The organism is Salinisphaera sp. Q1T1-3 (genome assembly GCF_003602005.1).
GTDB lineage: Bacteria > Pseudomonadota > Gammaproteobacteria > Nevskiales > Salinisphaeraceae > Salinisphaera.
Genome location: NZ_QZWD01000004.1, coordinates 80,464 through 100,742, shown reverse-complemented (window position 1 = coordinate 100,742; position 20,279 = coordinate 80,464). Strand labels below are relative to the sequence as shown.

Annotated in this window: 15 protein-coding genes and 4 tRNA genes; all 19 read left to right on the top strand. The window is 62.2% G+C overall.

Going from position 1 to position 20,279, the window contains the following annotated elements:
- The first annotated feature begins 8 nt into the window (after positions 1 to 8).
- Positions 9 to 1,025, top strand: coding sequence for a transporter (locus tag D3260_RS05585; protein ID WP_120097593.1), 1,017 nt, complete (start codon positions 9 to 11; stop codon positions 1,023 to 1,025).
- A gap of 208 nt (positions 1,026 to 1,233) precedes the next feature.
- Positions 1,234 to 1,318, top strand: a tRNA-Tyr gene (locus D3260_RS05580).
- Positions 1,319 to 1,605: 287 nt separating this feature from the next.
- A tRNA-Gly gene (locus tag D3260_RS05575) sits at positions 1,606 to 1,679 on the top strand.
- A 35-nt stretch (positions 1,680 to 1,714) separates the two neighbouring features.
- Positions 1,715 to 1,789, top strand: a tRNA-Thr gene (locus tag D3260_RS05570).
- 106 nt (positions 1,790 to 1,895) lie between these two features.
- Entirely contained in the window at positions 1,896 to 3,086 is a 1,191-nt protein-coding gene (gene tuf / locus D3260_RS05565) for an elongation factor Tu (protein WP_120097581.1), read from the top strand.
- Between the two features lie 192 nt (positions 3,087 to 3,278).
- Positions 3,279 to 3,354, top strand: a tRNA-Trp gene (locus D3260_RS05560).
- 36 nt (positions 3,355 to 3,390) lie between these two features.
- Positions 3,391 to 3,765: a preprotein translocase subunit SecE gene (gene secE / locus D3260_RS05555; RefSeq protein ID WP_120097592.1), complete on the top strand. Its 375-nt coding sequence runs from the start codon at positions 3,391 to 3,393 to the stop codon at positions 3,763 to 3,765.
- Between the two features lie 15 nt (positions 3,766 to 3,780).
- The gene (nusG, locus tag D3260_RS05550) at positions 3,781 to 4,314 is read left to right on the top strand and encodes a transcription termination/antitermination protein NusG (protein WP_120097591.1); all 534 of its coding nucleotides are present in this window, start codon (positions 3,781 to 3,783) and stop codon (positions 4,312 to 4,314) included.
- A gap of 81 nt (positions 4,315 to 4,395) precedes the next feature.
- Positions 4,396 to 4,824 carry a 50S ribosomal protein L11 gene (gene rplK / locus D3260_RS05545; RefSeq protein WP_120097590.1) on the top strand — a complete coding sequence of 143 codons (429 nt, stop codon included), beginning with the start codon at positions 4,396 to 4,398 and terminating at the stop codon, positions 4,822 to 4,824.
- Positions 4,825 to 4,827: 3 nt separating this feature from the next.
- Positions 4,828 to 5,523: a 50S ribosomal protein L1 gene (gene rplA, locus D3260_RS05540; protein WP_120097589.1), complete on the top strand. Its 696-nt coding sequence runs from the start codon at positions 4,828 to 4,830 to the stop codon at positions 5,521 to 5,523.
- 273 nt (positions 5,524 to 5,796) lie between these two features.
- Complete coding sequence (gene rplJ, locus D3260_RS05535) at positions 5,797 to 6,324, top strand: 50S ribosomal protein L10 (protein WP_120097588.1); 528 nt, start codon at positions 5,797 to 5,799, stop codon at positions 6,322 to 6,324.
- Between the two features lie 68 nt (positions 6,325 to 6,392).
- The gene (gene rplL / locus D3260_RS05530) at positions 6,393 to 6,773 is read left to right on the top strand and encodes a 50S ribosomal protein L7/L12 (RefSeq protein WP_120097587.1); all 381 of its coding nucleotides are present in this window, start codon (positions 6,393 to 6,395) and stop codon (positions 6,771 to 6,773) included.
- Between the two features lie 236 nt (positions 6,774 to 7,009).
- On the top strand, positions 7,010 to 11,092 hold the full coding sequence (gene rpoB / locus D3260_RS05525; protein ID WP_120097586.1) for a DNA-directed RNA polymerase subunit beta: 4,083 nt from the start codon (positions 7,010 to 7,012) through the stop codon (positions 11,090 to 11,092).
- Between the two features lie 94 nt (positions 11,093 to 11,186).
- The gene (gene rpoC / locus D3260_RS05520) at positions 11,187 to 15,461 is read left to right on the top strand and encodes a DNA-directed RNA polymerase subunit beta' (protein WP_120097585.1); all 4,275 of its coding nucleotides are present in this window, start codon (positions 11,187 to 11,189) and stop codon (positions 15,459 to 15,461) included.
- Positions 15,462 to 15,594: 133 nt separating this feature from the next.
- Positions 15,595 to 15,969 carry a 30S ribosomal protein S12 gene (gene rpsL / locus D3260_RS05515; RefSeq protein ID WP_120097584.1) on the top strand — a complete coding sequence of 125 codons (375 nt, stop codon included), beginning with the start codon at positions 15,595 to 15,597 and terminating at the stop codon, positions 15,967 to 15,969.
- Positions 15,970 to 16,009: 40 nt separating this feature from the next.
- Positions 16,010 to 16,483 carry a 30S ribosomal protein S7 gene (gene rpsG / locus D3260_RS05510; RefSeq protein ID WP_120097583.1) on the top strand — a complete coding sequence of 158 codons (474 nt, stop codon included), beginning with the start codon at positions 16,010 to 16,012 and terminating at the stop codon, positions 16,481 to 16,483.
- A gap of 60 nt (positions 16,484 to 16,543) precedes the next feature.
- Positions 16,544 to 18,658: an elongation factor G gene (gene fusA / locus D3260_RS05505; RefSeq protein ID WP_120097582.1), complete on the top strand. Its 2,115-nt coding sequence runs from the start codon at positions 16,544 to 16,546 to the stop codon at positions 18,656 to 18,658.
- 12 nt (positions 18,659 to 18,670) lie between these two features.
- Complete coding sequence (gene tuf, locus D3260_RS05500; RefSeq protein WP_120097581.1) at positions 18,671 to 19,861, top strand: elongation factor Tu; 1,191 nt, start codon at positions 18,671 to 18,673, stop codon at positions 19,859 to 19,861.
- A gap of 3 nt (positions 19,862 to 19,864) precedes the next feature.
- Positions 19,865 to 20,179: a 30S ribosomal protein S10 gene (rpsJ, locus tag D3260_RS05495; protein ID WP_120097580.1), complete on the top strand. Its 315-nt coding sequence runs from the start codon at positions 19,865 to 19,867 to the stop codon at positions 20,177 to 20,179.
- Positions 20,180 to 20,279: the final 100 nt, after the last annotated feature.

Genomic DNA, 20,279 nt, shown 5'->3' with positions numbered 1-20,279 from the left:
AGAGAATCATGAAAGATCTATCGCTGAAGCGGGTGGTGCTCGGCGCCGCCGCGACGCTGATCACGGCAGGCCAGGTCACGAGTGCGAGCGCGGCGCCGGTTCCGCGTACCGGCACGACTCGTCAGCCGATGTCGGATGCGTTGTTCACGGGCCCGCTGGTCGCGCCCAACGCGACCGCTCTGCCGGCGGGCCACTGGAACATCGAGCCGTATGTGGTGGATTCCATCCAGTACGGTCAGTTCGACAACGACTGGGACTCGCACAACACGAGCAACAGCCATGCGTATCGATCCGTCACACTGCTTGAATACGGATTCACTGACCGGCTAACCATCGCGTTGTTGCCGAGTTTCGGTTACAACGTGGCCGACGAGGGGCCGGACAGTCAGGGTGTCCAGCTCGGCGACACCACGCTGCGCATGCAGTACATGGTCCATGCCTTTTCCGAAGGCAGTCTGTTGCCGACCGTCGCGCTGTCGTATGCGCAAAACTTTCCGACCGGCAAATACGACGGGCTCCAGGGACACGTAGCCGATGGTCTAGGGAGCGGCGTGCTGTCCAGCACCGTCGGCCTCTTCACTCAGGATTATTTCTGGCTGCCGAACGGCCGGATCCTGCGCGCACGCCTGAATTTCACTTATACGTTCGCCGATGCCGACGCCTCGGTCGATGGTGTCAGCGTCTACGGTACGCCGGCCGGCTTCAACGGACACGTGGAGACCGGTGACAGCTATTCGGCGGATCTGGCCTTCGAATACAGCCTCACACGTCACTGGGCGCCGGCCATCGATATTGTCTACAACCACAGCCAGGGTGGCGTCATCCAGGGCAGTCGAGCGGCCGACGGCCTGATCACGCCGGTCCGGAGCAGCAGCGATTCCAGTGAGTCGATCTCGATAGCGCCGGCGTTGGAATACAACTGGAACAAGCACTACGGCGTCATCGTCGGGGCTGAGGTTGTCGCGGCCGGTCGTAACGCCGCCGCCACGGTCACGCCGCAGGCAGCGCTCAACATCTACTACTGAGATGCGCGCGGCAACGCGTGCCATGGACGACGGATGTCCGGCATGCGCGGCGATGTGGCCGTCGCGGCCCCGTGGGCCGGGCGCCGCGCCGGGCTCGCGAGACGTCGGCATCGCCTGGCAGCTGGCCGAGCGAGATGCCGTGGCCAGCCGATTGCGACATCATGGTTGACAAGCGCTGCGAATTTGCCAAAATGCGCCGCTCGATTGGGGAGGGATACCCAAGCGGTCAAAGGGAACAGACTGTAAATCTGTCGGCTCAGCCTTCGGAGGTTCGAATCCTCCTCCCTCCACCACATAAACATGAGTAATGGTCTGGCGATTGCGGGAGCCTGTCACGCGCAGGTCGCGGAATCGAGCGCCGGGTAAGCCGCTTTCAGGGCGGTGCTATTCGCAGGCCAAACCAAGGCAGTGCCGCATTCAAGTGGCGTCATGCCATGGTTTTGCCGGTTAATGGCTCGGCGATCTTTGGAATCGAAGCGGCTTGACCGGCCGCTCGGCGATTCCCGTTCCCTGGCAGGTGCCGCAGCGCGGGGCTTGCATCGAACGCAACGATTGGCCAGAGTCTGTCAGCGTTGAGCGTGCGGGCGTAGTTCAACGGTAGAACCTCAGCCTTCCAAGCTGATGATGCCGGTTCGATTCCGGTCGCCCGCTCCAGTTCGACTCGTCGAGCTGGTATCGACAACTTGTTGGCCCATGTAGCTCAGAGGTAGAGCACTCCCTTGGTAAGGGAGAGGTCACCGGTTCAACTCCGGTCATGGGCTCCATTGAACGCGTGCGGTGCGGTCGTAAAGAGCGCGCCGCTTGTATGGGTTGCCGGGTGCGTGTTGCGCCCCGGTCGGTACTTGAAGCCCAACGGCGAAAGGCGAGGCAATGTCCAAAGCAAAATTCGAGCGTAGCAAGCCGCACGTAAACGTCGGCACGATTGGTCACGTGGACCATGGCAAGACGACGCTGACGGCGGCGTTGACGGTGGTTTCGAACCGTTTGTTCGGTTCGGAGCTGTCGGCCTTTGACGCGATCGACAAGGCGCCGGAAGAGAAGGCGCGTGGTATCACGATCTCGACCTCGCACGTGGAGTACGAGTCGGAGACGCGTCACTACGCGCACGTCGACTGCCCGGGTCACGCGGACTACGTGAAGAACATGATCACGGGTGCCGCGCAGATGGACGGCGCGATTCTGGTGGTATCGGCGGCTGACGGCCCGATGCCGCAGACGCGCGAGCACATTCTGCTGGCGCGCCAGGTTGGCGTGCCGTTCATCGTCGTGTACCTGAACAAGGCCGACATGGTCGACGACGAAGAGTTGCTCGAACTCGTCGAAATGGAAGTGCGCGAACTGCTGGACGCCTACGACTTCCCGGGCGACGACACGCCGGTGATCGTGGGTTCCGCGCTGAAGGCGCTGGAAGGCGACGAAGGCGAGCACGGCTCGGAATCGATCGCCAAGCTGGTTCGTGCGATGGACGCCTTCATTCCGGATCCGGAGCGTGCCGTGGACGGTGCCTTCCTGATGCCGGTTGAAGACGTCTTCTCGATCTCGGGTCGTGGCACCGTGGCGACCGGTCGCGTCGAGCGCGGCATCGTCAACGTGGGCGACGACATCGAAATCGTCGGCATCAACCCGACGACCAAGACCACCGTCACCGGCGTGGAGATGTTCCGCAAGCTGCTGGACCAGGGTCAGGCAGGCGACAACATCGGCGCGCTGCTGCGCGGCACCAAGCGCGAAGACATCGAGCGTGGTCAGGTGCTGGCCAAGCCGGGATCGATCACGCCGCACACGCAGTTCGAATGCGAAGTGTATGTGCTGAAGAAGGAAGAGGGCGGTCGTCACACGCCGTTCTTCAAGGGCTATCGTCCGCAGTTCTACTTCCGCACGACCGACGTGACGGGCGCATGTGAACTGCCGGCGGACACCGAGATGGTGATGCCGGGCGACAACGTGACGATGAACGTCGAACTCATCCACCCGATCGCGATGGAAGAAGGCCTGCGCTTTGCCATTCGCGAAGGCGGCCGCACCGTGGGTGCGGGCGTCGTGACCAAGATTACGGTCTGAATCCGACCCTGAGGCCGGATGGTGGCCCGCAGCGATGACTCGCTGCGGGCCTTTTCGGCTCTGTGCTGCGACGCATCCGATCGGGGTGTGTTGTGGTGCCGAAGTTCTGGTACACTTCGTGGCAGTTGCCAAATGCGCGATTTGTGGTACCATCCGCGATCTTTATCGCGGCGACAAGTTTGTATTGCGTCTAGGTCAGTAGCTCAATTGGCAGAGCAGCGGTCTCCAAAACCGCAGGTTGGGGGTTCGAGTCCCTCCTGGCCTGCCATTCAAGACGCACGGTTTCCTTCAGGTCGAATAGTCGATGGCAACTTCCGAACAACGCTCTGCGAGCGCGCTCGACACGGCGCTGCTCTGGCTCGCCATCCTGGTTCTCGTGGCCAGCATCGCTGGTTACTACTGGTTCACGGCCTATTCCGATCTCATTCGCGTGCTGGGCATGCTCGGCGGCGTGGTTGTGGCGGCGCTGATCGCATTTCAGTCGGCGATCGGCAAGACGGCGTGGTCCTACGTGCAGGGCTCCCGAACCGAGTTGCGGCGCATGGTCTGGCCGACGCGTCGCGAAACCGTGCAGACCACGCTGCTCGTGGTCGTATTCGTGATCATACTGGCAGCCTTCATCTGGGCGCTGGATGTGGTCCTCGCCTATGCGGTGACAATGCTCACGGGGCGCGCGTAAGCGCGAAGGACAGTTATGGCCAAGCACTGGTATGTGGTTCAGGCCTTCTCGCAGTACGAGAAGAAAGTCCGTGACTCGCTCAAGGACTACGTGGCCCGCCACGAGATGGAAGACTATTTCGGCGATATCCTCGTGCCGACCGAGGAAGTGGTCGAAGTGCGCGACGGTCAGCGCCGCACCACCGAGCGCAAGTTCTTTCCGGGCTATGTGCTGGTCAACATGGAGCTGAATGACGACACCTGGCACCTCGTCAAGAGCGTGCCTCGTGTGCTCGGTTTCATTGGTGGCACCGCCGACCGGCCGGCGCCGATCACCGACGCCGAGGCCGATCAGATTCTCAATCGGGTCGAGGAGTCCGTCGACAAGCCGCGCCCGAAGACGGTCTTCGAGCCGGGTCAGGAAGTGCGCGTCATCGACGGGCCGTTCTCCGACTTCAACGGCGTGGTCGAGGAAGTCAACTACGACAAGAACCGGCTGCGTGTCGCGGTGACCATTTTCGGTCGCTCGACGCCGGTCGATCTCGAATTCGATCAGGTCGAAAAGACCTGATCATCGGGCGTCGCCGGTCGCGACGTCTTTCATCCAGGGAGCTCGGCAGCCCCGAGCGCGATCACCTGACAGGAGTGCAACATGGCTAAGAAAGTAGCCGGCTATATCAAGCTGCAGATTGCAGCGGGCAAGGCCAACCCGAGCCCGCCCGTGGGCCCCGCGCTGGGTCAGCATGGCGTGAACATCATGGAATTCTGCAAGGCGTTCAACGCCGCGACGCAGGACATCGAGCCGGGTCTGCCGACGCCGGTCGTGATCACGGTGTTCTCGGACCGCAGTTTTTCCTTCGTCACCAAGACGCCGCCGGCCTCCATTCTGCTCAAGAAGGCGGCCAATATCAGCTCCGGCGCCAAGGATCCGCTGCGCGAAAAGGTTGGCAGCGTGACTCGCGAGCAGGTCGAGCAGATCGCCGAACAGAAATGGCCGGACCTCAACGCGGCTGACATGGAAGCCGCAGTGCGCATCATTTCCGGCAGTGCCCGTTCGATGGGCATCAAGGTGGAGGGCTAAGCCATGGCGAAGATTTCCAAGCGCAAGGCGGCCATTCGCGATCAGATCGATCCGGTCAAGGCCTACACTGTCGACGAGGCGCTGGACCTGCTCAAGAAGCTGTCCAGTGCCAAGTTCACCGAAACCGTTGAAGTCTCGGTGAACCTCGGCGTCAACGCCCGCAAGTCGGATCAGAACGTGCGCGGTTCCACCGTGATGCCGAACGGCACGGGCAAAAGTGTTCGTGTGGCGGTGTTCACGCAGGGCGCCAATGCCGACGCGGCGACGGAAGCCGGTGCCGATATCGTGGGTCTCAATGATCTGGCCGAGCAGGTCCAGAATGGCGAGATCAATTTCGATATGGTCGTGGCCACGCCGGATGCGATGCCGGTCGTGGGGCGCCTCGGTCAGATCCTGGGCCCGAAAGGACTGATGCCGAACCCGAAGACGGGCACGGTCACCACGGATGTCGCGACGGCGGTCAAGAATGCGAAGGCCGGTCAGGTGCAGTACCGTACCGACAAGGCTGGCATCATCCATGCGCCGATCGGTAAGCTGGATTTCGACAACCAGGCGCTGCTCGAGAACCTGACCGCGCTGATTCAGGATCTCAAGAAGGCCAAGCCGGCCAACGCCAAGGGTGTGTATTTCCGCAAGGTCTCGCTGTCGACGACGATGGGCCCGGGGCTCACCGTCGATCACTCGGGTGTTGCGGCGTAAAAATGGCAATGCCGCGAGCCCGGCGCTCGCGACGTTGGCAGTAGAAGTTCTTTGTAGCGCAGCCCGCTCCGTCGATGGCTGCGTCGTCAAAGACCGCGAGGCGGGCCGTGTATCAGGCGGCTCTTAAAGACGAATCAGTCGTCAGCCTGCGCAGATGACGTGTGTCGCATGACCGAGTGTCATGTGGCAGTCGTCGACAAGGGTCCGCTCGTTAGCGGGCGGATTCGGGAATCATCGATGTTTTATGCATCGATATTTGAAGGAGTGATGACTATGGCCATGAGTTTCCAAGCCAAACAGGCCATGGTGGCAGAAGTCAGCGATGTGGCGAACCGCGCGCAATCCGCCGTTCTGGCGGAGTACCGTGGTCTCACCGCAGGGCAGATGGATCACCTTCGTACCGAGGCCCGCAATGGCGGTGCCTATCTGAAGGTGATCAAGAACAATCTGGCCAAGCTGGCACTCAAGGGCACCGAATACGAGTGCATGACAGATGCGTTCAAGGGGCCGGTGATCCTGGGTTTCTCGATCGAGGATCCGGGTTCGGCCGCACGCGTCATGTCTGCATTCGCCAAGGACCACGATGCCCTGAAGGTCACGGCGCTCTCGGTCAACGGGCAATTGCTGCCCGGTGAACAGCTCGATCGCCTGGCCAAGCTGCCGACACGTGACGAGGCGCTGAGTCAGTTGATGCGTGCCATGAAGGCGCCCATCGACAAGCTGGCCCGCACCACGCGCGAACCGGTGGCCAAGACTGCCCGTGCCATGGCAGCAGTCCGCGACCAGAAGCAGGCTGCTTGAATCCCGAGTTGAATACTCGTCATTGAATCGGATCAGTTGATCCCAACGTATTGAACAGGAGCTAGACAATGGCTGCTACGAAGGAAGAAGTACTCGAAGCGATCTCCGAAATGTCCGTGATGGACGTCGTCGAGCTCGTCGAGATGATGGAAGAGAAGTTCGGCGTCTCCGCTGCGGCCCCGGTCGCGATGGCTGCCGGCGGTGCTGCCGGTGGCGAAGCCGAAGCGGCGGAAGAGCAGACCGAGTTCGATGTCGTGCTGACCAGCTTCGGCGACAACAAGGTTGGCGCCATTAAGGCCGTGCGTCAGATCACCGGCCTTGGTCTGAAGGAAGCCAAGGAAATGGTTGAAGGCGTGCCGGCCACGCTGAAGGAAGGCGTCGAGAAGGAAGAAGCCGAGAAGATGAAGAAGGATCTTGAGGAAGCCGGTGCTTCCGTCGACCTCAAGTAATTCGCGCTTCGCGGCAGGATACGTATAACGAGTTGATCAAAAAGATAACTTGAAGTGTCCTCGGAATTGGCTGGTGGCGTGCTTCGCTGCCGGCCTTTTCCCGTTGTCGCTGCTTATGGAAATCTGGTGTGTGCTCCGCTGGCGTGGCGGATCAGACACAAGCTTTTCGAAGCTCGCGCGAATCCACCGTGGGAACGCCCCACCCGCGGTCCGTCCAACCAAGAGGGTTGAGTGACATGGCCTACTCGTTTACCGAGAAAAAACGAATCCGAAAGGATTTCGCCAAACAGCCTTCGGTGCTGGAGATGCCGTTTCTCCTCGCCACGCAGATCGACTCCTATCGGCAATTTCTGCAGCAGGGTCTGGATGCAGACAAGCGCGGCGACGTCGGTCTGCACGCGGCTTTCAACTCTGTCTTTCCGATGGCCAGCCATTCGGGGAGCGCGGCGCTCGAATACGTCGGCTACCGTCTGGGCATGCCGGTGTTCGACGAGAAGGAATGTCGTGTCCGCGGCATGATCTACTCGGCCCCGCTCCGGGTCACCGTGCGTCTGATCATCTACGACAAGGACAGCAAGGCCAACCCGAAGCCGGTCAAGGATATCAAGGAGCAGGAAGTCTACATGGGCGAAATGCCGCTCATGACGGATACCGGCACCTTCATCATCAACGGCACTGAACGGGTCATCGTCAATCAGCTGCACCGCAGCCCGGGCGTGTTCTTCGATCACGACCGCGGCAAGACCCACAGCTCCGGCAAGTATCTCTATTCCGCACGTGTGATTCCCTATCGCGGGTCCTGGCTCGATTTCGAGTTCGACCCGAAGGACAACGTGTATGTCCGCATCGATCGTCGCCGCAAGCTGCCGGCGACCATTCTGCTGCGGGCGCTCGGTTACGACACCGAGCAGATGCTGGACATGTTCCACGAGACCAATCTGTTCCACCTGACCTCGAACGGCGTGGAGATGGAGCTCGTGCCGGAGCGCCTGCGCGGCGAGACGGCCACGTTCGACATCAAGGCCGGCGGTGATGTGATCGTCGAGGAAGGGCGCCGGATCACCGTGCGTCACATCAAGAAGCTCGAGGAAGCCGGCGTCGACAAGCTCGAGGTCCCGTCCGACTATCTCATCGGCAAGATTCTGTCGAAGGCGATCGTGGACACGGACACCGGAGAAGAGCTCGCGGCCGCGAATACCGAGATCACCGAAGAGCTGGTCGATGCATTCCGCACGGCCGGTATCGTCGACGTGCCCACGTTGTACGTCAACGATCTCGATCACGGTCCGTACATCTCGACCACGCTGGGTCAGGACCCGTCGACGACGCAGCTCGAAGCGCTCGTCGAGATCTATCGCATGATGCGCCCGGGTGAGCCGCCGACCAAGGACGCGGCCGAGAACCTGTTCGACAACCTGTTCTTCTCCGAGGATCGATACGACCTGTCCGCGGTCGGTCGGATGAAGTTCAACCGTCGGTTGGGTCGCGAGTCGCCGGAAGGCGCCTCGACGCTGTCGAGCGAAGATATCGTGGACGTGCTCAAGGAGCTGGTCTCGATCCGCAACGGCGTCGGCACGACGGACGATATCGACCATTTGGGCAACCGGCGCGTGCGCAGTGTCGGCGAAATGGCGGAGAACGCCTTCCGTACCGGCCTGGTCCGCGTTGAGCGCGCCGTGCGTGAGCGGCTGTCGATCGCCGAGTCCGAGGGGCTGATGCCCCAGGATCTGATCAACGCCAAGCCCGTGGCCGCGGCGATCAAGGAATTCTTCGGCTCCTCGCAGCTGTCGCAGTTCATGGATCAGAACAACCCGCTGTCCGAGGTCACGCACAAGCGTCGTGTCTCCGCGCTCGGGCCGGGTGGCCTGACGCGCGAGCGGGCCGGCTTCGAGGTGCGCGACGTGCACCCGACGCACTATGGCCGTATCTGTCCGATCGAAACACCGGAAGGCCCGAACATCGGTCTGATCAACTCGCTGTCGGTCTATTCGCGAACCAACAAGTACGGGTTCCTCGAAACGCCTTACCGTCGTGTCGAAAACGGCGTGGCGACACAGGACATCGAATACCTGTCGGCGATCGAGGAAGGCCGTTACGTCATCGCCCAGGCCAACGCCAAGGTCGACGACGACGGGCAGTTCACCGACGAACTCGTCTCCTGTCGCTATCAGGGCGAGTTCACGCCGTCTTCGCCGGATCGTGTCCAGTACATGGACATTTCGCCGAAGCAGATTCTGTCGGTGGCCGCCTCGCTCGTGCCCTTCATTGAGCACGACGACGCCAACCGGGCTCTGATGGGCGCGAACATGCAGCGCCAGGCCGTACCGTGCCTGCGAGCTGACAAGCCGCTGGTCGGCACCGGCATCGAGCGCAAGGTGGCCGTGGACTCCGGCAATGCCGTCACGGCCCGCCGCGGCGGCGTCGTCGAGAAGGTCGATGCCTCGCGCGTCGTCGTGCGGGTGCACGATAGCGAGACCGGGGCCGACGAATCGGGCGTGGATATCTACAACATGGTCAAGTACACGCGTTCGAACCAGAACACGTGTCTGAACCAGCGCCCGCTGGTCTCGCCCGGTGACGTCATCGAGCGCGGTGACGTGCTGGCGGACGGGCCGTCGACGGACATGGGCGAGCTCGCGCTCGGCCAGAATCTGCTCGTGGCCTTCATGCCCTGGCACGGTTACAACTTCGAGGACTCGATCCTCATCTCCGAGCGCGTTGTCGAGGAGGACCGGTTCACCTCGGTGCACATCGAGGAAATGACCTGTGTCGCCCGCGAGACGAAGCTCGGGCCGGAAGAGATCACCTCGGACATCCCGAACGTCAACGAGTCCGCGCTTTCCAAGCTGGACGAGTCGGGCATCGCCTACATCGGTGCCGAGGTCAAGGCCGGGGACATCCTCGTCGGCAAGGTCACGCCCAAGGGCGAGACCCAGCTGACACCCGAGGAGAAACTCCTGCGGGCGATCTTCGGCGAGAAGGCCTCCGACGTGAAGGACTCCTCGCAGCGCGTGCCGCCGGGCATGGACGGCACCGTGATCGACGTGCGCGTGTTCACGCGTGACGGCGTCGAGAAGGATGCGCGGGCGTTGTCCATCGAAGAAGACGAGATGGACGAGGTCCGTCGCGATCTGGCCGATCAGCAGCGCATCTTCGAGGATGATCTGTTCGACCGGCTGCGCACGGTGCTGCTCGGCAAGACCGCCGATGGCGGGCCGAACAAGCTCAAGGCCGGCAGCGAGATCTCGGCGTCGTATCTCGACGATCTGGACCGCAACAAGTGGTTCGATATCCGTCTGCAGAACGAGGAGGCCCAGTCGCAGCTCGAAACCGCGGCCAAGCGTCTCAAGGAGCAGAAGGCCGACTTCGAGCGTCAACTGGCTTCGAAGAAGGAAAAGATCACCCAGGGCGACGAACTCGCGCCGGGCGTGCTCAAGATGGTCAAGGTCTACCTGGCCGTGAAGCGTCGTGTGCAGCCGGGTGACAAGATGGCCGGCCGCCACGGGAACAAGGGCGTGATCTCGCAGATCGTGCCGGTCGAGGACATGCCGTATCTGGAAGACGGTACCCCGGCCGACATCGTTCTCAACCCGCTGGGTGTGCCGTCCCGGATGAACATCGGGCAGGTGCTCGAGACCCATCTGGGCTGGGCGGCGCGCGGCATCGGCCTGCGCGTCGGCGAGATGCTCGAGCAGCAGAAGGCAGTCGGTGAGATTCGCGAGTTTCTGAAGAAGGCGTATTTCGTCCAGGACGGCACGCAGGAAGACGTCGATCAGCTGACCGATAACGAGATGCTGACCATGGCGCAGAACCTCGTGAAAGGCATGCCGACGGCGACGCCGGTCTTCGACGGGGCGCAGGAGCACGAGATCCGTGAACTGCTCAAGCTCGCCGGTCTGCCGGAGTCCGGCCAGGCGGAGCTGATCGATGGCCGCACCGGCGAGACCTTCGACCGGCCGGTCACGGTGGGCTATATGTACATGCTCAAGCTCAACCATCTGGTCGACGACAAGATGCATGCGCGTTCGACCGGACCGTACTCCCTGGTTACCCAGCAGCCGCTGGGCGGCAAGGCACAGTTCGGTGGTCAGCGCTTCGGCGAAATGGAGGTCTGGGCTCTGCAGGCATACGGCGCGGCCTATACGCTTCAGGAAATGCTCACCGTCAAGTCGGACGATGTGGCCGGTCGCACGCGGATGTACAAGAACATCGTGGATGGCGATCACAAGATGCACGCTGGGATGCCGGAGTCGTTCAACGTGCTGACCAAGGAAATCCGCGCGCTGGGTCTCAACATCGAACTCGAGGAAGACGATTAGTGAGATGTGCGGTGGCGGCCGGCCAAGCCGGTCGCCTGCACGGTCTAACCCGCCGTGCGCGTTGCAATCGACATCTCACGATCCGGAGTAGGACATGAAAGATCTGCTGAATCTGTTCAAAAGCGCTGACGACGTCGAAGAGTTCGACGCCATTCGGATCGGCCTGGCCTCGCCGGAGACGATCCGTTCGTGGTCGTATGGCGAAGTCAAGAAGCCTGAAACCATCAACTACCGCACGTTCAAGCCCGAGCGTGACGGCTTGTTCTGCGCGCGCATCTTTGGTCCGGTCAAGGACTACGAGTGCCTGTGCGGCAAATACAAGCGGATGAAGCATCGCGGCGTCATCTGCGAAAAGTGCGGCGTCGAGGTCACCCAGACCAAGGTGCGTCGCGAGCGCATGGGCCACATCGAGCTGGCTGCGCCGGTCGCCCATATCTGGTTCCTGAAGAGCCTGCCGTCCCGTATCGGCCTGCTGCTCGACATGCCGCTGCGTGCGATCGAGCGCGTGCTGTATTTCGAAGCCTATGTGGTGACCGATCCCGGCATGACGCCGCTCGAGCCGTATCAGCTGCTCTCGGAAGAAGAGTATCTGGACACGGTCGAGCAGTATGGTGACGAGTTCACCGCCAAGATGGGCGCCGAAGCGGTTCTGGACATCCTCAAGAACATGGATATGGGCGCCGAAGCGGCGCGCATGCGTGAGGAACTCAACGCCACCGGCTCGGCGACGAAGATCAAGCGGCTCGGCAAGCGCCTGAAGCTGCTGGAGTATTTCCAGCAGTCGGGTAACAAGGCCGAGTGGATGGTGCTGCGCGTGCTGCCGGTGCTGCCACCGGATCTGCGTCCGCTGGTGCCGTTGGACGGTGGTCGTTTCGCGACGTCGGATCTCAACGATCTGTATCGGCGCGTGATCAACCGCAACAATCGTTTGAGCCGCCTGCTGGACCTGAACGCCCCGGACATCATTGTGCGCAACGAAAAGCGCATGCTGCAGGAGTCGGTGGACGCGTTGATCGACAACGGCCGTCGTGGCCGGGCGATCACGGGTTCCAATCGTCGCCCGCTGAAGTCCCTGGCCGACATGATCAAGGGCAAGCAGGGCCGGTTCCGCCAGAACCTGCTCGGCAAGCGCGTCGACTACTCCGGCCGATCGGTCATCGTGGTCGGCCCGACGCTCAAGCTGCACCAGTGCGGCCTGCCGAAGAAGATGGCGCTGGAACTGTTCAAGCCGTTCATCTATTCCCGTCTGCAGCGTCTGGAGTATGCCTCCACGATCAAGGCGGCCAAGAAGATGGTCGAGCGCGAGGAGCCGGAAGTCTGGGACATGCTCGAGGATGTGATCCGCGAGCACCCGGTCATGCTCAACCGGGCGCCGACGCTTCATCGCCTGGGCATCCAGGCTTTCGAGCCGGTGCTCATCGAGGGCAAGGCCATCCAGCTGCATCCGCTGGTCTGCACGGCGTTCAACGCCGACTTCGACGGCGACCAGATGGCCGTCCACGTGCCGCTTTCCATCGAGGCACAGATGGAAGCCCGCGTGCTGATGATGTCGACCAACAACGTGTTGTCGCCGGCCTCGGGGGCGCCGATCATCGTGCCGACGCAGGACGTCGTGCTCGGCCTGTACTGGATGACGCGCTCGCGCGTGAACCAGCAGGGCGAAGGCATGATCTTCTCGAACCCGTCGGAGGTGCATCGCGCCTATGACGCCGGCCAGGTGCATCTCCAGGCGCTGATCAAGGTGCGCATGGACGATGTCCACATGGACGGCGATGGCAACACGACGCCGGTCACGCATATCGTCGATACGACCGTCGGCCGTGCGATGCTCTATGACATCCTGCCGCCCGGCATGCCGTTCGCGCTGATCAACCAGGAGCTCGGCAAGAAGAACGTCAGCGAGGTCATCAACCAGGCGTATCGCAACGTCGGGCTGAAGGAGACTGTGGTCTTCGCCGACCAGCTGATGTACACCGGTTTCCGGATGTCCACCAAGGCCGGTGTGTCGATCGCCGTGGGCGACATGGTCATCCCGGAAGAAAAGACCGAGCAGCTCGAGCGCGCCGAAGCCGAGGTCAAGGAGATCGAGGAGCAGTACACCTCCGGTCTCGTGACCCAGGGTGAGCGTTACAACAAGGTCATCGATATCTGGTCGCGTGCCAACGAGCACATTGCCGGGGCGATGATGGACAAGCTCGGTCTGGACGAAGTCGTCGACGGCGACGGCAATCCGGTCGATCAGACGTCGTTCAATTCCATCTTCATGATGGCGGACTCCGGGGCCCGTGGTAGTGCGGCCCAGATTCGTCAGCTGGCCGGCATGCGTGGCCTGATGGCCAAGCCGGACGGCTCGATCATCGAGACGCCCATCACCGCGAACTTCCGTGAAGGTCTGAACGTACTCCAGTACTTCATTTCCACCCACGGTGCGCGTAAGGGGCTGGCCGATACCGCGCTCAAGACCGCCAACTCCGGTTACCTGACTCGGCGTCTGGTCGATGTGTCGCAGGACGTGGTCATCACCGATCACGACTGCGGCACGGAAGTCGGCATCCCGATGTATCCGATCGTGGAAGGCGGCGACGTGGTCGAACCGCTGCGCGAGCGGGTGCTCGGTCGGGTGCTGGCCGCCGACGTCGTCGATCCGGCCACGAACGAGACGCTGATCGATGCCGGTACACTGCTCACCGAGCGGCTGGTCGACAAGCTCGAGACCAACTCGATCGACATGGTCCATGTCCGCAGCCCGATCACCTGCGAGGCCGCCTTCGGCGTCTGTGCGCAGTGCTACGGCCGTGATCTGGCCCGTGGTGAACAGGTCGCGATCGGGGAGTCGGTCGGTGTTATCGCTGCCCAGTCCATCGGCGAGCCCGGTACGCAGCTGACCATGCGCACCTTCCACGTCGGTGGTGCGGCCTCGCGTGCGGCTTCGGCGGATGGCGTCGAAACCAAGACCGACGGCACGGTCAAGCTGCACAACATCAAGACCGTGAAGCACGCCGAGGGCGGGCATCTGGTCGCGGTCTCGCGTTCCGGCGAGATCGGGGTGATCGACGAGAACTTCCGCGAGAAGGAACGTTACAAGATCCCCTACGGCGCCCGGTTGCACGTCGGCGAAGGCGATGAAGTCGCTGCCGGCACGCGTCTGGCCGACTGGGATCCGCACACCCATCCGGTGATCTCGGAAGTGGCCGGCAAGGTCAAGTTCGAGGACTTCATCGAGGGCGTGACAGTCCAGCGCGAGATCGACGAGATCACCGGCGTATCGACGCTGGTCGTGACCGAGCCGAAATCGCGTGGCCAAGGCAACCGTGACCTGCGTCCGGTGATCAAGCTGCTCGACGAGTCCGGCAACGAGCTGAACTTCCCGGGCACCGAGATCCCGGCCGCCTACAGCCTGCCGCCCAAGGCGATCGTGGTCGTCGAGGACGGCCAGGACGTGGTTGTCGGTGACGTGACCGCCCGTATTCCGCAGGAATCGTCCAAGACCCGCGACATCACCGGTGGTCTGCCGCGTGTTGCCGATCTGTTCGAGGCCCGCAAGCCCAAGGTCCCGGCGATTCTCGCCGAGGCCGCGGGTACGGTGCGCTTCGGTGAGGCGACCAAGGGCAAGCAGCGTCTCAAGATCGTCGACGGCGACGGTTACGAGACCGAGCTGCTGATTCCCAAGTGGCGTCAGATCAACGTGTTCGAAGGCGAGCACGTCGAGACCGGCGAGATGATCTCGGACGGTGAGCCGATGCCCCACGATATCCTGCGTCTGCAGGGGATCCCGAAGCTGTCGGACTACCTGGTCAAGGAGATTCAGGACGTCTATCGGCTGCAGGGTGTGCGGATCAACGACAAGCACATCGAGGTGATCGTTCGCCAGATGCTGCGTCGGGTCGAGATTCTGGACGCCGGGGACACCAAGTTCCTGCAGGGTGAGCAGCTCGAGTACCAGACCGTGCTCGACGAGAATCGTCGGGTCGAGGCCAAGGGCGAGCAGCCTGCGACCTTCGAGCGTCTGTTGCTCGGCATCACCAAGGCAAGCCTGTCGACGGAGTCGTTCATCTCGGCCGCCTCGTTCCAGGAGACCACGCGTGTCCTGACCGAGGCTGCGGTCCGCGGTGCGCGCGACGATCTGCGCGGTCTCAAGGAGAACGTCATCGTCGGGCGGCTGATCCCGGCCGGTACCGGTCTGGCCTACCACGAGCAGCGGCGTCGAGAGCGTCTCGGCCCGCTGGATCTGGCCGGCGCCTTGCCGGCCACGCAGGGCGAGGCCGGCGAGCAGGGGGTTGAGGCCGAGGCGGAGATCGCCGCCGATGCCGAAGATGCCCTCGATCGGGCCGATGCTGGCGATCACAACGCCGACGACACGACGATCTAGCGCGGAATCGTCGTGGCAGAGCGGCTCGCTTCGTTGACATGCGGGCTGCTCTGTTTTAGTATCCGCCGTCCTTTATCGGCAGCCCGGGTTCTCCGGGCTGCCTTAGTTTTTAGAAACGAAGCAGGGTGACGACGTGTCTACGGTCAACCAACTGGTCCGCAAGGGCCGCAAGGACAAGCGGCAGAAAAACGATGTGCCGGCGCTCCAGGGCTGCCCGCAGCGTCGTGGCGTCTGCACGCGTGTCTACACCACAACGCCGAAGAAGCCGAACTCCGCGCTGCGTAAGGTCGCGCGTGTTCGTCTGACCAACGGCTATGAAGTCGCCAGCTACATCGGCGGCGAAGGTCACAATCTCCAGGAACACTCCGTCGTGCTGATTCGCGGTGGGCGAGTCAAGGACTTGCCGGGTGTGCGTTATCACACGGTGCGCGGTGCGCTTGACGCCTCGGGTGTCGAGGCGCGTCGTCAGGGCCGTTCGAAGTACGGCGCCAAGAAGCCGAAGTCCTAAGGCTTTCGTCCTCGTCTTCATCGAATAGGTATATCAGGCTATGTCCCGTCGTGCTTCCGCCCCGCGTCGCGAGATCCTTCCGGATCCGCGCTACAACAGCGAACTGCTTGCCAAGTTCATGAACATGATCATGGAGGATGGCAAGAAATCGAAGGCCGAGATGATCGTCTACGGCGCGCTGTCCCAGATCTCCACCAAAAAGGGCACCGACGAGCCGATCGAGGTGCTGGAAGAGGCGCTCGACAACGTTCGTCCCGCGGTCGAGGTCAAGTCCCGTCGCGTGGGTGGTGCCACCTATCAGGTGCCGGTCGAAGTGCGCGCCGTGCGCCGTACCACGCTCGCCATGCGTTGGGTGATCGATGCATCCCGTAAGCGCGGTGAGAACACGATGGCCCGTCGTCTGGCGGGCGAGCTGATCGATGCCTCGGAGCATCGTGGTGCCGCGGTCAAGAAGCGTGAGGACACGCACCGCATGGCGGATGCGAACAAGGCCTTCTCGCACTTCCGCTGGTAATTGGCTAGCCACGCGGGTGCTTCCCGCGTGCTCCATTTCGACAAGATTCAAGAGATCCTCATGGCCCGCAAGCACCCTCTCGAGCGCTATCGCAATATCGGCATCATGGCGCACATCGATGCCGGCAAGACCACGACCACCGAGCGCGTGCTCTACTACACCGGCATTTCGCACAAGATGGGCGAAGTGCACGACGGCGCTGCCGTGATGGACTGGATGTCCCAGGAACAAGAGCGCGGCATCACCATCACGTCTGCTGCGACGACCTGTTTCTGGCAGGGCATGGAGCAGCAGTACCCGGAGCAGTATCGGATCAACATCATCGATACCCCCGGTCACGTTGACTTCACCATCGAAGTGGAGCGCAGCCTGCGCGTGCTTGACGGCGCCGTGTGCGTGCTGGACGCCAACGCGGGTGTCGAGCCGCAGACCGAGACGGTCTGGCGTCAGGCTGACAAGTACCACGTGCCGCGCATCACGTTCGTCAATAAGATGGACAAGCTCGGCGCGGATTACTGGCGCTGCATCGACATGATGAAGCAGCGTCTGGCGACCTATCCGGTCACTATCCAGCTGCCGATCGGCGCCGAGGACGAGTTCGAAGGCATCGTGGATCTGATCCGCATGCAGGCGATCTACTGGAACCAGGAAGACGCGGGTCGAACCTTCGAGGCACGCGAGATCCCGGACCATCTCAAGGCCGATGCCCAGAAGTATCGCGACGAGATGATCGAGGCCGCTGCCGAAGCCGACGAAGAGATCATGGAGATGTATCTCGACGCCGGCGAGCTGACCGATGACCAGATCAAGGCCGGTCTGCGCAAGCGGGTGATCAACAACGAGATCACACTCTGCCTCTGTGGCACCGCGTTCAAGAACAAGGGCGTCCAGGCGATGCTCGACGCCGTGATCGACTACCTGCCGTCGCCGACGGAAGTGCCGCCGATCAAAGGCCAGGACGCCAACGACGAAGAAATCCAGATCGAGCGTCATGCTTCGGACGAACAGCCGTTTGCAGCGCTCGTGTTCAAGATCGCGACCGATCCGTTCGTGGGTTCGCTGTCATTCATCCGGGTCTACTCGGGTGTGCTGCAGTCCGGCGACTCGGTCTACAACCCGATCGAGAACAAGAAAGAACGCGTCGGGCGTATCCTTCAGATGCACTCGAACACGCGTGAAGAGATCAAGGAAGTCCGCGCCGGCGATATCGCTGCCGTGGTCGGCCTCAAGAACGTGACCACGGGTTATACGCTGTGTGCCCCGGATTCCCAGGTCATTCTGGAGCGGATGGAGTTTCCGGAGCCGGTCATCGCGGTGGCCGTCGAGCCGAAGTCCAAGTCCGACCAGGAAAAGATGGGTGTCGCGCTGTCGAAGCTCGCGCAGGAAGACCCCTCCTTCCGTGTGCGGACTGACGAGGAAACCGCCCAGACCATTATTTCGGGCATGGGCGAGCTCCACCTCGAGATCATCGTCGATCGCATGAAGCGTGAGTTCGGTGTCGAGGCCAACGTCGGTGCGCCGCAGGTGGCCTACCGTGAAACCATTCGCACGCAGGTCGAACAGGAAGGCAAGTTCGTTCGCCAGTCGGGCGGTCGCGGCCAGTACGGTCATGTTTTCCTGCGGATCGAGCCGCAGGAAGAGGCAGGCGCCGGTTACGAGTTCGTCAACGCCATCGTTGGTGGCGTGGTGCCGAAGGAATACATCGGCGCCGTCGACAAGGGCATTCAGGAAGCGATGACCAATGGCGTCGTCGCCGGTTATCCGATGGTCGATGTCAAGGTCACGCTGTACGACGGCTCCTACCATGACGTCGACTCGAACGAGTCGGCGTTCAAGGTCGCCGCATCGATGGCGCTCAAGGACGGTGCCCGGAAAGCCAAGCCCGTGCTTCTCGAGCCGATGATGGACGTCGAGGTTGTCACGCCCGAGGAATACATGGGCGATGTCATGGGCGATCTGAACCGTCGTCGCGGCAACCTGCGCGGCATGGAAGACATCCCGACCGGCAAGCATTTGTCGGCATCGGTGCCGCTTTCCGAAATGTTCGGTTACGCGACCGACCTGCGCTCCATGAGTCAGGGTCGTGCAACCTACACCATGCAATTCGATAACTACGCAGAAGCGCCGAAGAACATCGTCGAGGCGCTGACCCGAAATCAACCGGAAAAGGCATAAGAGGTAGTCGCCGTGTCCAAAGCAAAATTCGAGCGTAGCAAGCCGCACGTAAACGTCGGCACGATTGGTCACGTGGACCATGGCAAGACGACGCTGACGGCGGCGTTGACGGTGGTTTCGAACCGTTTGTTCGGTTCGGAGCTGTCGGCCTTTGACGCGATCGACAAGGCGCCGGAAGAGAAGGCGCGTGGTATCACGATCTCGACCTCGCACGTGGAGTACGAGTCGGAGACGCGTCACTACGCGCACGTCGACTGCCCGGGTCACGCGGACTACGTGAAGAACATGATCACGGGTGCCGCGCAGATGGACGGCGCGATTCTGGTGGTATCGGCGGCTGACGGCCCGATGCCGCAGACGCGCGAGCACATTCTGCTGGCGCGCCAGGTTGGCGTGCCGTTCATCGTCGTGTACCTGAACAAGGCCGACATGGTCGACGACGAAGAGTTGCTCGAACTCGTCGAAATGGAAGTGCGCGAACTGCTGGACGCCTACGACTTCCCGGGCGACGACACGCCGGTGATCGTGGGTTCCGCGCTGAAGGCGCTGGAAGGCGACGAAGGCGAGCACGGCTCGGAATCGATCGCCAAGCTGGTTCGTGCGATGGACGCCTTCATTCCGGATCCGGAGCGTGCCGTGGACGGTGCCTTCCTGATGCCGGTTGAAGACGTCTTCTCGATCTCGGGTCGTGGCACCGTGGCGACCGGTCGCGTCGAGCGCGGCATCGTCAACGTGGGCGACGACATCGAAATCGTCGGCATCAACCCGACGACCAAGACCACCGTCACCGGCGTGGAGATGTTCCGCAAGCTGCTGGACCAGGGTCAGGCAGGCGACAACATCGGCGCGCTGCTGCGCGGCACCAAGCGCGAAGACATCGAGCGTGGTCAGGTGCTGGCCAAGCCGGGATCGATCACGCCGCACACGCAGTTCGAATGCGAAGTGTATGTGCTGAAGAAGGAAGAGGGCGGTCGTCACACGCCGTTCTTCAAGGGCTATCGTCCGCAGTTCTACTTCCGCACGACCGACGTGACGGGCGCATGTGAACTGCCGGCGGACACCGAGATGGTGATGCCGGGCGACAACGTGACGATGAACGTCGAACTCATCCACCCGATCGCGATGGAAGAAGGCCTGCGCTTTGCCATTCGCGAAGGCGGCCGCACCGTGGGTGCGGGCGTCGTGACCAAGATTACGGTCTGAATCATGGCAGCAAGTCAAAACATTCGTATTCGTCTCAAGGCGTTCGATCATCGTCTGATCGACAAGTCGGCCCGCGAGATCGTCGAGACCGCCAAGCGCACCGGTGCGCAGGTCCACGGCCCGATCCCGCTGCCGACTCGCAAGGAGCGCTACACGATCCTCATCTCGCCGCACGTCAACAAGGACGCGCGAGACCAGTACGAGATCCGTACGCACAAGCGGATGATGGATATCGTGGACCCCACCGAAAAGACGGTGGATGCGCTGATGAAGCTCGATCTGGCTGCGGGCGTCGACGTCCAAATTAAATTGCAGTAAGAACGAGACAACGACGGCGCGATCTGTTATAGTTCGCGCCCTTGTTCGCTGGGGCCCGCATCACGCGGGCCCTTTGCACTGGACACACCATACTTGAACT

Bases quoted from the DNA above. Each gene is read 5' to 3' on its own strand.
- rpsJ (WP_120097580.1), top strand. From the start codon at position 19,865: ATGGCAGCAAGTCAAAACATTCGTATTCGTCTCAAGGCGTTCGATCAT.
- nusG (WP_120097591.1), top strand. From the start codon at position 3,781: ATGGCCAAGCACTGGTATGTGGTTCAGGCCTTCTCGCAGTACGAGAAG.
- secE (WP_120097592.1), top strand. From the start codon at position 3,391: ATGGCAACTTCCGAACAACGCTCTGCGAGCGCGCTCGACACGGCGCTG.
- rplL (WP_120097587.1), top strand. From the start codon at position 6,393: ATGGCTGCTACGAAGGAAGAAGTACTCGAAGCGATCTCCGAAATGTCC.
- D3260_RS05585 (WP_120097593.1), top strand. From the start codon at position 9: ATGAAAGATCTATCGCTGAAGCGGGTGGTGCTCGGCGCCGCCGCGACG.
- rpoC (WP_120097585.1), top strand. From the start codon at position 11,187: ATGAAAGATCTGCTGAATCTGTTCAAAAGCGCTGACGACGTCGAAGAG.
- tuf (WP_120097581.1), top strand. From the start codon at position 1,896: ATGTCCAAAGCAAAATTCGAGCGTAGCAAGCCGCACGTAAACGTCGGC.
- rplJ (WP_120097588.1), top strand. From the start codon at position 5,797: ATGGCCATGAGTTTCCAAGCCAAACAGGCCATGGTGGCAGAAGTCAGC.
- rplK (WP_120097590.1), top strand. From the start codon at position 4,396: ATGGCTAAGAAAGTAGCCGGCTATATCAAGCTGCAGATTGCAGCGGGC.
- rpsG (WP_120097583.1), top strand. From the start codon at position 16,010: ATGTCCCGTCGTGCTTCCGCCCCGCGTCGCGAGATCCTTCCGGATCCG.
- rplA (WP_120097589.1), top strand. From the start codon at position 4,828: ATGGCGAAGATTTCCAAGCGCAAGGCGGCCATTCGCGATCAGATCGAT.
- rpoB (WP_120097586.1), top strand. From the start codon at position 7,010: ATGGCCTACTCGTTTACCGAGAAAAAACGAATCCGAAAGGATTTCGCC.
- fusA (WP_120097582.1), top strand. From the start codon at position 16,544: ATGGCCCGCAAGCACCCTCTCGAGCGCTATCGCAATATCGGCATCATG.